Source organism: Flavobacterium sp. FlaQc-57 (assembly GCF_044007395.1).
In the GTDB taxonomy this organism is placed as follows: domain Bacteria; phylum Bacteroidota; class Bacteroidia; order Flavobacteriales; family Flavobacteriaceae; genus Flavobacterium.
In genome coordinates, this window is the sequence record NZ_JBIPDA010000003.1 from 481242 (window position 1) to 494639 (window position 13398).

Annotated in this window: 16 protein-coding genes; 9 read left to right on the forward strand and 7 right to left on the reverse strand. The window is 33.9% G+C overall.

Annotated features, from left to right (window positions below):
• Positions 1–347 precede the first annotated feature (347 nt).
• The 3 genes from ACHRVZ_RS12840 (at position 348) to ACHRVZ_RS12850 (ending at position 3351) form a co-directional block, all read left to right on the forward strand.
• On the forward strand, positions 348–1574 hold the full coding sequence (locus ACHRVZ_RS12840) for a PQQ-dependent sugar dehydrogenase (RefSeq protein WP_395422944.1): 1227 nt from the start codon (positions 348–350) through the stop codon (positions 1572–1574).
• 104 nt (positions 1575–1678) lie between these two features.
• Positions 1679–2539: a helix-turn-helix domain-containing protein gene (locus ACHRVZ_RS12845; protein ID WP_395422945.1), complete on the forward strand. Its 861-nt coding sequence runs from the start codon at positions 1679–1681 to the stop codon at positions 2537–2539.
• Positions 2540–2847: 308 nt separating this feature from the next.
• Positions 2848–3351 (forward strand): hypothetical protein, encoded by a 504-nt coding sequence (locus ACHRVZ_RS12850; RefSeq protein WP_395422947.1) that lies wholly within the window; start codon positions 2848–2850, stop codon positions 3349–3351.
• Positions 3352–3364: 13 nt separating this feature from the next.
• Here ACHRVZ_RS12850 and ACHRVZ_RS12855 read toward each other — a convergent pair whose 3' ends face one another.
• Positions 3365–3745 (reverse strand): winged helix-turn-helix transcriptional regulator, encoded by a 381-nt coding sequence (locus ACHRVZ_RS12855; protein WP_395422948.1) that lies wholly within the window; start codon positions 3743–3745, stop codon positions 3365–3367.
• A gap of 93 nt (positions 3746–3838) precedes the next feature.
• Here ACHRVZ_RS12855 and ACHRVZ_RS12860 point away from each other — a divergent pair, with 93 nt between their 5' ends.
• From ACHRVZ_RS12860 to metQ, 6 genes are all read left to right on the forward strand, one after another.
• Positions 3839–4831: an NADP-dependent oxidoreductase gene (locus ACHRVZ_RS12860; protein ID WP_395422949.1), complete on the forward strand. Its 993-nt coding sequence runs from the start codon at positions 3839–3841 to the stop codon at positions 4829–4831.
• 4 nt (positions 4832–4835) lie between these two features.
• Entirely contained in the window at positions 4836–5312 is a 477-nt protein-coding gene (locus ACHRVZ_RS12865; RefSeq protein ID WP_395422950.1) for a cupin domain-containing protein, read from the forward strand.
• 299 nt (positions 5313–5611) lie between these two features.
• The gene (locus tag ACHRVZ_RS12870) at positions 5612–6178 is read left to right on the forward strand and encodes a zinc-ribbon domain-containing protein (RefSeq protein WP_395422951.1); all 567 of its coding nucleotides are present in this window, start codon (positions 5612–5614) and stop codon (positions 6176–6178) included.
• Between the two features lie 393 nt (positions 6179–6571).
• A complete protein-coding gene (metN, locus tag ACHRVZ_RS12875) occupies positions 6572–7603 on the forward strand; it encodes a methionine ABC transporter ATP-binding protein MetN (protein ID WP_395422953.1) in 1032 nt (343 codons plus the stop codon).
• The gene (locus ACHRVZ_RS12880; RefSeq protein WP_395422954.1) at positions 7596–8249 is read left to right on the forward strand and encodes a methionine ABC transporter permease MetI; all 654 of its coding nucleotides are present in this window, start codon (positions 7596–7598) and stop codon (positions 8247–8249) included. The genes metN and ACHRVZ_RS12880 overlap by 8 nt, the downstream gene beginning before the upstream one ends.
• A 55-nt stretch (positions 8250–8304) precedes the next feature.
• Positions 8305–9123, forward strand: coding sequence for a methionine ABC transporter substrate-binding lipoprotein MetQ (metQ, locus tag ACHRVZ_RS12885; RefSeq protein WP_395422956.1), 819 nt, complete (start codon positions 8305–8307; stop codon positions 9121–9123).
• A gap of 64 nt (positions 9124–9187) precedes the next feature.
• On the opposite strand, the gene ACHRVZ_RS12890 is transcribed toward metQ, so the two are convergent.
• From ACHRVZ_RS12890 to ACHRVZ_RS12915, 6 genes are all read right to left on the reverse strand, one after another.
• The gene (locus ACHRVZ_RS12890; RefSeq protein WP_395422957.1) at positions 9188–9877 is read right to left on the reverse strand and encodes an alpha/beta fold hydrolase; all 690 of its coding nucleotides are present in this window, start codon (positions 9875–9877) and stop codon (positions 9188–9190) included.
• 68 nt (positions 9878–9945) lie between these two features.
• On the reverse strand, positions 9946–10515 hold the full coding sequence (locus tag ACHRVZ_RS12895; RefSeq protein ID WP_395422958.1) for a Crp/Fnr family transcriptional regulator: 570 nt from the start codon (positions 10513–10515) through the stop codon (positions 9946–9948).
• 348 nt (positions 10516–10863) lie between these two features.
• Entirely contained in the window at positions 10864–11367 is a 504-nt protein-coding gene (locus tag ACHRVZ_RS12900; RefSeq protein ID WP_395422959.1) for a 4'-phosphopantetheinyl transferase superfamily protein, read from the reverse strand.
• Positions 11364–11618, reverse strand: a complete 255-nt coding sequence (locus ACHRVZ_RS12905; RefSeq protein ID WP_395422961.1) for an acyl carrier protein — start codon at positions 11616–11618, stop codon at positions 11364–11366. Before ACHRVZ_RS12905 ends, ACHRVZ_RS12900 begins: the two co-directional genes overlap by 4 nt.
• A 5-nt stretch (positions 11619–11623) precedes the next feature.
• The gene (locus ACHRVZ_RS12910; protein ID WP_395422962.1) at positions 11624–12898 is read right to left on the reverse strand and encodes a beta-ketoacyl-[acyl-carrier-protein] synthase family protein; all 1275 of its coding nucleotides are present in this window, start codon (positions 12896–12898) and stop codon (positions 11624–11626) included.
• Entirely contained in the window at positions 12895–13332 is a 438-nt protein-coding gene (locus ACHRVZ_RS12915; RefSeq protein WP_395422964.1) for a 3-hydroxyacyl-ACP dehydratase FabZ family protein, read from the reverse strand. The genes ACHRVZ_RS12910 and ACHRVZ_RS12915 overlap by 4 nt, the downstream gene beginning before the upstream one ends.
• Between the last annotated feature and the right edge of the window lie 66 nt (positions 13333–13398).

Consider the following 13398-nt stretch of genomic DNA (forward strand, 5'->3'; position numbering starts at 1 on the left):
AATTTTATAAAATGAATTTTAGGGATCATTTATTTTTGAGATTTATAAATTAGTTACGCTGTAATATGTTTTCGTTTCTATATGGTATTAGAATATTTTATAACTATTGTCAGACTGAGTAAAGTCTAAGTCCCGCAAAATGATTCAGTAAACGAGGCTCCTTCTGAAATTTTAGCAAGTTTAGCCTCATACTTAAACTTTAATTGTATTAATTTTTATATAAGAATTTTAATATCAGTTAATTGTGTAACTTTTAAAATAAATTATATAAGTCTTTCTAATTTTAATTTAAGAAATTTGGTTAAAATCCCCAATAACCATTTATTAATTTTTAAATCTACCCAAACATGAGAAAAATAAAATATATCGCCATTCTGCCGAGTCTATTATTTGCTTTCTTTAGTTGTGCAAACGACAAAGAATCGAATACTAACCCTGGAACTGTAACAAATCCTGTAGAAGGTAATGCTGCGAATACAACTTATAAACCTGCATTTTCAGGACAAACACGTATAAACGGAATTCAAACTAATACTCCTTATCAGGTAGATGTAATTACAAGCGCGCTTACGAGTCCGTGGGGAATAAAAAGCCTTCCAGACGGGCGTTTCTTAATTACTCAAAAAACGGGTACCATGCGTATTGTTACTGCTGCAGGTGTAGTAAGTGAGCCCATTACAGGTATTCCTGCAGTTAATTCTGGTGGGCAGGGAGGTTTGCTAGGTTTATGTTTGGATCCTGATTTTGCAACGAATAAAATGATTTATTGGGTTTTCTCTGAAGCTGTGGCTGGCGGAAATAACACTGCTGTAGCAAAAGGGAAATTAGCGAGTAATGAAAAAACAATAGAAGGAGCAACAGTTATTTATCGCGCAATTCCTGCCAATGCTAGTACGCTTCATTATGGAGGTCGTATACTTTTTGATAAAACAGGAAATCTTGTAGTAAGTACAGGTGAACGTTCTGTTCTTGAAACGCGACCTTTGGCACAATCACTAACATCTGGTTTAGGAAAAGTGGTTAGAATTACAAAAGAGGGACAACCTGCTTCTGGAAACCCCTCATTTGGTGTAGCTGGATCATTGCCTGAACTGTATACTTATGGACACAGAAATCCGCAAGGATTAGCACTTAATCCAAATACGGGAGAGATTTGGTTGGCCGAGCATGGACCACGTGGCGGTGACGAAATCAATCGCTTAAAAGCAGGTTCTAATTATGGCTGGCCAACGATCACATATGGAATTGAGTACAGCGGAGAAAAAGTGGGTGCAGGTATTCAGCAACAAGATGGTATGGAACAACCTGTTTATTATTGGGATCCGGTTGTATCGCCAAGCGGAATGACTTTTTATACCGGTAATCGTGTTCCTGAATGGCAAAATAACCTTTTTATTGGTGCTTTAAGCGGAATGCATATTGTGCGTCTTGCTATCGAAAATAATAAAGTCGTGGGTGAAGAAAGACTTCTTGCTTCTGAAAATCAAAGATTCAGAGATATTACTCAGGGAAATGATGGCGCTTTGTACGCTATTACTGATGGCGGAAAATTATATAAAATCGATAAGAAATAAATTTCAGATTTTATTTGAATTAAAAAAAATGGCGCTATTTAGTGCCATTTTTTGTTATGCGAAAAAGGGTTAGCTATATTTGAATAGATTAAAAACAAAAACGCTTGAAGAATACCATTTCAACATATTCGCTTACGCATCATAAAAGTCTGTTTTCAAATGAAGACAACAATGATGATTACTTCTATATTCAGGCGCAAGATCATCCTTATATAAATGAACCTTATCGAGCTGAAAGTTATGCTATAGAATTCCTCAGAAAAGGCAGTATTATAATGCAAACTCAATTGGAGAAAATCGTTATTGATGCTCCGGCAATCATTACATTAAGTCCGTCAGTGATACGAAGTTTTACTAAAAATAGTGATGAAATCTTAATCGACATCATTTTTTTTAAACCCCAGTTTTTTCTGGAGACGCAAACAAATGTTTTCTTCTTGTTGCAATATGAGTTTTTCGAGAATAATCATGTGTTTAATTTGGAAAAGAAATCTAGAAATAAATTTGAACAAATCTTTAATCTCATCAGCCAAACGTTAGCGGCTAATTACGAAAATCAGTCCCTTATTTTAAGAAGTTATCTTTATATATTGATTTATGAAATAGACAGTATTCAAAAAAGAAGCCCTAAAAACTCTGCGCAAAATCCTATTTTCGAAAAATTTAAAGAAATACTGTTCAAAGATTTTTTAAGTCAGCGATCTGTTCAGTATTATGCCAATTCACTGAATATTACCCGCAAATATTTATCAGAAGTCATCAAAAAGAATAGCGGAAAAACAGCGAGTAATTGGATTGATGATATGATAATTCTTGAAGCTAAAGTGTTGTTGCAGAATAAAGATTTAACGATTAATCAAATAAGTGACATTTTACACTTTTCTAACCAATCGGTTTTTGGGCGGTTTTTTAAAAATCATGAAAGTATTTCGCCTTTAGAATACCGAAAAAAACTACCGACATAGTGAACAAAATTGCCGACATTTTGCTCTTTACTTTAAATGTAAATCTGCGGAATTTTGTAATGTGATAATGAACGTAATTCTTGGCAGTAATTCGTTAAAATAATTAAAACACATAGAAACATAGATTTTGAACTTTTGAAAAAGGCGTTTCACTTATTTTAAACGAATCCCGAGGCTTCGGGACTATGTTAAAGAAGTGTATTTTTTTTGCATTCTTTTTTGCGAATAAAATCTATGTTTCTATGTGTTAGAATTAATTACCCCAACAGATTAGTAATTTATCATTTTAAACAGTTAAAAAAGTAAGCATGGTTAAAGTTGCAAAATTTGTTGTTATCATTAATGATAATGTGGTTTGGATGGAAAATAAAGCCATTCAGTTCTATTCCGGTTTATTTGGGCAAAAAGCATTAGGAGAAAAGTATGTCGATGAGAATCTTTCGCATCAAAAATTATTCAAAATACAAAATGATTTTTCAGTCGAAGTACTAATGGTTTATGAAGGTGATAATCCGTTGTCTTTTATGAAACTAAATTCTTCCAGGCTTTCAAATCAAAATTTGGGAGCGAACAAAGCGGTTGGGATTGAGCATATTGTTTATTTCAATCCAGAAGATGTAGCAGTATTGTTCAAGCGTGCTGAAGAAATTGCACTTCAAAGAAAATACGATTTGATTTGGGTAAAGGTTTTAGAAATTGATACTGTTTTAATAGAAACATTACAATCTCTGGATTACGAAAAGTTCAGTTTTGAAGAACCTATAAATAAAGAGTTTCATCAGAAGCTAGTTTATTTTAGAAAATCAGTTTAATTACGATTGCGGCTTATTTATTAATAGTTTCAATTATTTTTTCACGATGACTCAAACCCCATTGTACCAGAGTTTCAGTAACCGGAAGCACAGATTTTCCATATTCAGTAATAGCATATACCACCGTAATTGGTCGTGTTTGCTGTTCTGCTCTGGAAATAAGTAAATTGGTTTCTAATTCTTTTAATTCCTTGCTTAACATCTTTGCAGAAATACCATCGATTTCACGTTGCATTTTCTTAAAATGAATTACCTGATGCGTTCTGTTGGTTAAGAAACGTAAAATCATCAATTTCCATTTTCCACCCAAAACATCCAGGCTGTCGCGCATTGCCATCAATTCTTCAGAGCAATTGGCTTCTCGAAGCGTACCGTTATCGTTAATTTTTGCCATAGTAGTTTCTCTTAGGTAACTGGTTACCTTGGGTTAACCTATAGCAAAAATAAGGCATTTCTATTTTAATTTTGTAATCCTAAACAAATAAAAATGAAAGCAATTGTATTACATCAAAAGGGAACATTTTATCTGGAAGAGGTAAATATACCGCAACCTCAAAGCCATGAGATTCAGGTAAAAATAAGTGCGGCAGGTTTTAATCCGATAGACTATCAGATGACCGAAAATGCTATGGAACGCAAACTATTGCATTCGCCAATATTGGGTCGGGAATTTTCGGGAATAGTATCTGCAATTGGGAATCAAGTAACCGATTTTAAAATTGGTGATTCCGTTTTTTGTGGTTCCGGAAGTATGGGCTCAAATGGTACTTATGCAGAATATATTTGTGTTCCCGCAGCAATTGTAATGCATTTACCTAATACAGTTTCTTTAGAACAAGCAGCCGGAATACCTTCTGTCGGGCTTACTGCATTACAGTCAATTAATAGAATGAATGCCGGTTTAAATGATACTATTTTTATAACTGGTGCAGCTGGCGGAGTGGGGAATATGCTAATTAAATTACTCCTTGCAAAGGGCTATCATAATCTTATTGTTACTGCAGGGAATGAGAATAGTATTGCATCGTTATTTAACATTGGAGTAAAAAAGAATCAAATTATTGATTATAGAAATGATGCTGTATATGATACTGCTTTAAGGCTTAACAATAATAAATCGTATGATTTTGTGGTGGATTTGGTTGGAAATGAAATTGCTGTTGTAGCGGCTAAACTTTTAAAAGCAAATGGGACTTATGTTGATGTAACCAATTTTTCTACGTTGGATTCTCGTGAAGTACTTTTTAGTAAAGGAACAACAATTCTAAATATCTCTAACTACGTGTATGGACAGGAAAAGAGATATGATTATTATAAAAACGGATTGAGTGAATTAGCGTCTTTATTGTATCAGCAATTAATTACTCCGCCGGATATTGAAATGATTGGCAATCTGGAAGTTGAAACTGTTCTGAAAGCGCACACCATACTTCGCAAGAATAAAACGAATGGAAAGAAGTTAATAATGCAAATACAGTAGATTTATGAAAACAATTCCGAGGAGAATCGTTACAGGCTTACGAAATGGAAAATCAATAATTGAAAATGATGCAATTGTGTCTAATGTTTCAGAACATTTTCCGGGCTTGATTATCTCAGATATTTGGTCAACAGATAGTATGCCGGTTAAATTGGATGTAGAAAACGCAATTGAAAACACCGCTTTTCCTAATACACCAGTAAACGGAAGTTATTTTAGATATGTTCAGATTCCTCCGGATAAGGATCTTGGAATTGTAGCAAAGGAAGGTCAGCCGCATCCATTAATGCATCAAACCGATACGCTCGACTATATCGTAATTCTCTCAGGAGAAATTTATCTTATTGTCGACGAAGATGAAACGCTTTTGCAAGCCGGAGATATTGTTGTGCAAAGAGGTACAAATCATGCATGGAGTAATCGATCTGATTTGCCTTGTATTCAGTTAGCAATATTGCTTGATGCTTCAGAAAGGTATTAGTTAACTCTAGCTTTGTTGAAGTTTCGAACTTACAATGCGTTGATTATACTAATTTATTTGTTTCCATTCGTAATCTTTTCATTTTGAGCGAAGTCGTAGAGCACGACGTAACTCGACAAAGAATATCGATTTTGATTGCGCCCTTCGACTTCGCTCAGAGTGACATTAAAGTTTTGTAAATTTTAAGGTGTTTCACATTTTTGCATATATTTATGCATGAATAAGACTTGTAGTCAATAAACCCCAATAGCATAAAAGCATAAACAAGTCAAAATATTAATAAAAGAAATCAAAATTGTATGAAAGCAATATGTTCAAATTGTGAAGCTGAAAACGATGCAAATTCCAAATATTGTTCGGTTTGTGGATTTAAATTACCAATTCATGAAAATGAAAATACAGTTCCTGAAATTAAGAAACAGCAATCTGATAAACCTTCAAGAAAGTTTAATCTTAAAACTATTTTAGGATTTGTGGTTGGTTTTGCTATCATGTTTTTTTTGATGCAATTTTTATTAAATCCATCTAGTGACGCATCCGTTGACAAAGCCTTAGTTGAAGCAGCAAATGAAATAAATAAAAATTGTCCAATGAACGTTGACCAAAACACAACGTTAAAAAATGCTGTGGCTTTACCGGATAAAACATTTCAATATAACTACGTTTTGGTTGGAATTACTAAAGCCAATGTTAAAATAGATACGGTTCGAAAGTACATTTTTCCGCGTATTTTAGAAGAGGTAAAAAATAATCCACAATTGAAATCTTTCAGAGACAATAAAATTACTATAAAGTACAATTACACAGATGCAAATGGACAGTTTGTAACAGAGTATGTTGTTAAACCTGAAATGTACGAGAAATAATCTTTTGATATAATAATTCCAAATCGTTGATAAAAGCAGTATAATGCCTGATTCTCTAAGTATTCATCAATATTTCGCTTTAATTAGTCTATTATATTGATAGGATAATAAAAGTTTTGATAATTTTTGCTTTAATATTCAAAATATCTCTTTAAATTTGCCGCAGCAATGAAAAACAATAACCAGTATACAATTCATTATAGCTGCAACATGATAATGTGTTGTAATACAGCTATGAAAAGGTATGAACTGGCTTATATATAAAAGTAAATTTATTTATTTCTAAGGCCTTTCAAAATAAATTGAAAGGCTTTTTGATTTTAAAATTTGCAATTTCAGAAGCTATAAAAAATTATGTCAGTGAATTTTCCTGACTTAACTTGAATTAAAGAAATGATTGAATTAAAAAATGTTACCAAAAATTTTCATCAGAAAAACCGAATTGTTTCGGCTTTATCAGATGTTTCACTTAAGGTTCCGCAAGGAAAGATCTTTGGTGTGATTGGAACTTCGGGAGCTGGAAAAAGCACATTAATTCGATGTGTAAATTTACTGGAGCGACCAACTTCAGGAGAGATTGTAGTCGACGGAAAATCGTTGATGCAATTATCAAATGCGCAATTGGCTATTGAAAGAAGACAAATCGGAATGATTTTTCAGCATTTCAATTTACTTTCATCGCGTACCGTTTTTGATAACGTAGCTTTTCCTTTGGAACTTGTTGGAACTTCAAAAGCTGAAATCAATACTCGTGTTTTAGAATTATTGGATTTAGTAGGCTTAAAAGAAAAGGCAAATGATTATCCGGCAAGTCTTTCGGGTGGTCAAAAACAAAGAGTTGCGATTGCAAGAACTTTAGCTAATAATCCAAAAGTGTTGCTTTGTGATGAAGCTACAAGTGCATTGGATCCGGCAACTACAAGATCGATTCTTAATTTGTTGAAGGATATTAATCGCCGTCTTAATATCACTATTTTATTAATTACACACCAAATGGAAGTTGTTAAATCGATTTGCGATGAGGTTGCCGTAATCAGTCACGGAAAATTAATAGAGCAGGGAAGTGTAGGAGAAATTTTTGCAGATCCAAAACATGAATTAACAAAAGAATTTATTGCTTCATCATTACATCTTGATATTCCAAGAGTGTATCAGGAAAAATTGCATAAAGAAGATGGCGAAGGTTTATCTCCGTTGTTAAGGCTTGAAATGACAGGAAAATCGGTTAATGAACCTGTAATCTCTGAAGTTTCAAGATTGTTTGATACTGATTTCAAAATTGTCAGCGCACAAATGGATCAGGCCGGAGATGTAAATTTCGGAGTAATGCTGATCGAATTATCTGGTAAACGTGAGAATTACGAAGCAGCAATAGAATATTTTATTTCTAAACATATTAAAACAGAAATCATAGGTTATGTCTGATACGATTATTGAATTATTATTAAAAGGAACTTGGGAAACCATTGTAATGACTTTTGTATCGGGCTTTTTTGGCTTTGTACTTGGACTTCCAACAGGCGTTTTACTTTTCCTTACCCGAAAAAACCAAATATTAGAACAACCTGTTTTAAATAGAACCTTATCGGTTTTGGTGAATATTTTCCGTTCTATTCCATTTATTATATTAATTGTTTGGATGATTCCGTTTACACGTGCATTGGTAGGAACTTCTATTGGTGTAAGTGCAGCATTAGTTCCGTTGAGTATTGGTGCAGCGCCTTTTATTGCAAGACTTGTAGAGAATAGTCTTTTAGGATTGCCTTCAGGTTTAATTGAAGCAGCAAGAGCTTTAGGAGCAACGCCTTTGCAGATTGTATATAAAGTATTACTTCCAGAGGCTTTACCGTCTTTAATCAACGCAGCATCGATCACATTAATTACGCTTGTAGGTTATTCTGCAATGGGTGGAGCTGTTGGAGCAGGAGGTTTAGGACAAGTTGGTTATCAATACGGATACATTGGTTATGATGCCGTAACGATGAACTCGGTACTAACATTATTGGTGATCTTGGTATTCATTATTCAGTTTGTCGGAGATGCTTTATCAAAACGATTTGACCATAGATAGTTTATAGTCGAAAGTCAAAAAGTCAAAATATTAATAATTAAATGAAAATAGAGAAATGAAAAATAAACTAAATATTTTAAAAATTGCTGGAGTTATGGCTTTAGCACTTGTTTTATCAAATTGCGGAAAAAGTAAAACTAACGATCCGCACCACATTAAAGTTGGAGTTGCTTCGGGACCTGAATTAAAAGTTGCAGAAGCGGCTAAAAAAGCGGCAAAAGAAAAATTCGGATTAGAAGTAGAATTGGTTTCTTTTAACGATTATGTGATTCCAAATGAAGCTTTAAGTCAGGGAGATATTGATGTAAATGCTTTTCAGCACAAACCTTATCTTGATGAGCAATCGAAACAACGTGGTTACAAATTGGCGATCATTGGAAAAACTTTTGTTTACCCAATTGCTGCTTATTCTAAAAAGATCAAGAACCTTTCTGAATTAAAGAATGAAAGTACTATTATCATTCCAAATGACCCTACAAATGGAGGTCGTTCGTTATTGCTTTTAGAGAAAAATGGTTTATTGAAGCTTCGCCCAAATGTTGGTTTATTACCTAAAGTAACAGATATAGTAGGTAATCCTAAAAATCTGAAAATATTAGAGTTAGAAGCGCCTCAATTACCAAGAGCATTAGACGATCAAAACGTAACAATTGCAATTATCAACAATACTTTTGCTTCGCAGGCAGGATTGGTTCCGGCTCGTGATGCTTTGTTTGTAGAAGATAAAGATTCACCTTATGTTAACTTAGTGGTAAGTAGAGAAGACAATAAAAACGAAGAGAAAGTAAAACAGTTTTTACAAGCTTTTCAATCTGCAGAAGTAGAGCAGGCTGCCATTCGTGAATTTAAAGGCGGAGCAGTAAAAGGCTGGTAATCGATTAGTTTTAAGATATAAAGAAGAAAACCGCCAATATTTTGGCGGTTTTTTTTGTGTCTTTTTAAAGTGATGCTGCGGCTTCTAAAATTAATGCAGTTACTTCTTTTGGGTGTGTTGCCAAAGAAAGATGTCCTGAATCAAGGTGAATAATCTTTTTGGGATTTATTCTTTCCGCCATTTCTTTTTGAGTTTCAGGAGGAATCATATTGTCGTTGTCAGAAATCTGGTACCAACTTGGTTTTGTTTTCCATGCTGGTTCGCCAGCTTGATCTCCAAAACATTGTCCGTGTATTGCCTTTTGTGATAAAGACAATATTAATGACGATTCTTTGTCTAAATCCTGACAGAATGCGTCATGAAATTCATCGTATTTAATCCATAAAAAACCTTTTGAATCTGGATAAATACTTGCTCCGCCTGAACCCGGTCTTTTGCCTAAAAGTGCACCTAAACTATCTCCTGCATCTGGAGCAAATGCTGCGATATAAACCAATCCCGCTACTTTTTCATGATTTCCGGCTCCGGAAATTACTGCTCCTCCATAGGAATGTCCTACTAATAGAACTTTTCCATCTTGTGCATCAATTAAATCTTTAGTTTTATTGATATCATCTTGTAAGGATGTTAGAGGATTTTGAACGCTACGTACTTTATAACCTTCTTTTACCAATGCTGGAATCACATGTCTCCAATGCGAACCATCTCCCCAAGCACCGTGAACTAAAACAATTGTCAAATCTTTTGTTGCCATAATTTTTACTTTTAAATTGTTAATAAGACAAAATTACCCACTAGAAATTCAATAGACGTTCACTTAAGTTAACTAATGCGTTTGCGTATTCTGCTTAGAGATTGTGGGGTTATGCCTAAATAGCTTGCAACGTGTTTTTGATTGATTTCTTGAAAAATTAATGGGTTTTCATTTAATAAATTGATGTATCGTTTTTCAGGCGTGAAATACAATAAGTCTTCTATTCTTTTCTTGGCGTCGATATAGAGTTTTTCCTTTGTTTTTCTGCCAAATTCCTGCCAATAAATTCCTTTGTTGTATAAGGCTTTTAAATCATCTTTATGGAGTAGAAATAATTCTGATTTATGAATGGCTTGTATGTTTAGTTTCGATTTCTTGTCAAACAATAGACTTTCGTAATCTGTGAAAAATTGATTTTTAAAGTGAAAATTGAAGCTTATTTCATTTCCATTTTCACCACTATGAAAGCTTCTTAGAGTGCCCGTTTTAATGAAACCAATATATTCACATTTTTCTTCCTGTTGTAAAAAGAAATCTGATTTTTCGAGTGTAGTGCTTTTTAAAACAGAAAAAAGATCATCAAAATGTTCCTTATCTACTTGAAACAAATCGCCATACTTTTGAAAATTATCAGACATTCAGTTAATTTTTAATGTCTGTTAAAGATAAAACAATTTGGTGATAATTTTGATAGCGAATTTTGGGTGGTATTAGATAACTAATTATAAAAGTTTACCCCGTGGGTTCAATTAGTTTGTCCGTTCTCTTCGCTAGGGCATAAAAAAAATTAACACATAGAAACATAGTTTTTTTACGCACAAAAGAAAGCAAAAGAGAAATGTATTTCTCGCACATAGTTAACTATGTGTATTTAAAATAAGTGAAAAGCCTTTTTGAGAATATATAATCTATGTTTCTATGTGAAAATAATAATTTCACTCAACGGGTTAGAGTCTACATTATCTTAAAAAATGATAAATGTTTTTTTAGTTTTTAATAGTAACCACTTTTTCAAAACGACCATGATGACTAATCGATACATCTTGGGGTATATTTGAAAAGGAATTTATAAAGTACGGAATACCATTATTGTCTTTTATAATGTTTTTGTTTTCGATCTCAATTACATTCTGAAAATCAGCTATAGTATTTACAGCTATAGTATTAATACTTTCATGAGAAAGAATAGTTTTTGTATAATATATACTTTCATCACAATTTACTTTCCCAAGTACGCAATCTTGGTTTTGTGATGTTATAGTGCAAACGAATTGTTGTGGTATATAGCTGCGCAGTTTCGTTTTCCGATTATAAATTTTATAGGCTGCTTCTTTCATACTCCAAAGGATCCAAAGCATTATTTCTGAATCCTGGGCATTTGAAATTAATAATTGTTCTTCGACGGTAAAGATCTTTTGAATAAAACCTTTGCGCTGCCAATTGCTTTCGCGGCGGGATTGTACAATATCTATAATATCGTTACCAATCATTTTGCAGCCAGTTTGGTCGAGATAATTTCGACTGCAGTTTTAACGTCAAGCATATGCTCCATATCAGTATTATCAATTACGACATCAAACGTTTCTTCTATATCGAGTACGATATCTACCAAATTAGCCGAATTAATACCTAAATCATTAATGAAATCAGTTTCTTCTGTAAGAGTATCATAAGCTTCTGTATTTGTAGTGTAGGGCTTTATAATTACTTTTAGCTGAGCAATAAGTTCTTCTTTGTTCATATATTTTATTTTTGAAATTTTTTAAAGATGATACAGGCATTAACGTCACCAAAACCAAAACTTGCTTTGGCTATTGTATTGGGTTGAGTATTCATTGTTTTTAAAGGTACTTTAGATGGATCAATATGCGCTGTAATTTCGGGGTGAAGATCATTACAATTGATGTTTCCAAATATAAAACCTTCGTGAAGTTGTAGAATTGCGGCAATACTTTCTATACTACCTGCAGCACTTAAGCAATGTCCAGTCATACTTTTTAGAGAATTAATGTACGGAAAATCATTTCCACTTCTCCCTAAGGCTTTTGTCCAATTTTCAATTTCAAGACTGTCTTTTGTAGTCGCGGTAAGATGACCGTTTATAGCATCAATTTCATTTGCAGAAATTTGCGCATTATGTAGTGCAGTAGTAATACATTTTTGTACAGCAATACTGTTTGGCGCCGTCATACTTCCGTTTCCACGTTGTCCGCCAGAATTTACATTTCCGCCCAGAATTTCGGCATAGATAGTTGCGCCACGTTCTAAGGCACTTTCTAAATCTTCTATAACCAAAGCACCAGCACCACTGCCAGGCACAAATCCTGCTGCTGAGGCACTCATTGGGCGGGAGCCTTGCTCAGGACTGTCGTTATATTTAGAACTGCAAACGCGCAAAGCATCAAATCCAGCCCAAATATAAGGCCCACTATCGCCAGTACTTCCTGCCAATATGCGTTTTGCCTGTCCTGATTGTATGCGATCGTAAGCCATTAAGATAGCTTCTGTACCTGTTGCACAGGCTGATGAATTTGTCGTAACCTGATTTCCTAGTCCTAGTTTACCACCAAGATAAGCACTTACACCACTATTCATGGTTTGTGCTACTACAGTACTGCCAAGTTTTCGGACTTGCAATTCGTCTATTTTGTAAATGCTTTCGCGAAATTTATCGATACCGGATGTTCCAGAACCAAAAATAGTCCCGCTATCCCAATCTGGATTTTCATTGTTTTCTATTGGCAATCCGGCATTTTTCCAGGCTTCTATACCTGCAATAACGCCATACAAAATACCTGTACTATTAAAACCCCGAAGTTCAAGTTCTGTAAAATATTCTAATTTAAGCTCTTCAGATATTTGTGGCTGACCTGCAATTTGACAAGAAAATTGTAACTCCTGTAATTGTGCGTCATGCCGAATTCCGGATATTCCATTTTTTATGGATTGTGTAAATGCAGGAATTCCAACTCCGTTTGGAGCCGCAACGCCTAATCCTGTTATTACAACTCGCTTGCTCATAGTTTATTTGTAATCATACCAGCCAAAATACCTTTACAAACTTCTTGTCCGGCTTCGTTTTTCATAATTACATCACACTTCAATTTACCAAATCTGAAGAATGATTTTTGAGAGGTTACGGTTACTTTTTCGTTAGGATATACAGGTTTTAAAAACTGCATATCTGCCGATGTAAAAGCGATTACGGTATCTTTATTAAAAGCATCACCCAACAAATAAATACCAAGGCAAACCATTCCAATTTGCGCCATGGTTTCTGTCAGGATCACGCCCGGAGTTACTGGATTATCTTTAAAATGTCCTTTGTAAAAATCCAGATCTTCATTATAAGTATAAGTTCCTATAGCACTATTTTCGTCTACATGAAGCAATTCGTCTATAAATAGAAAGGGCTTGCTGTAAGGTAACTTTGTAATGATATTTTCGAATGCCATAATTTGTTTTGTTTAATAGGTTATTTTGTAATTGAACACTGATGCAACGGATTTCATTCTTTAAAT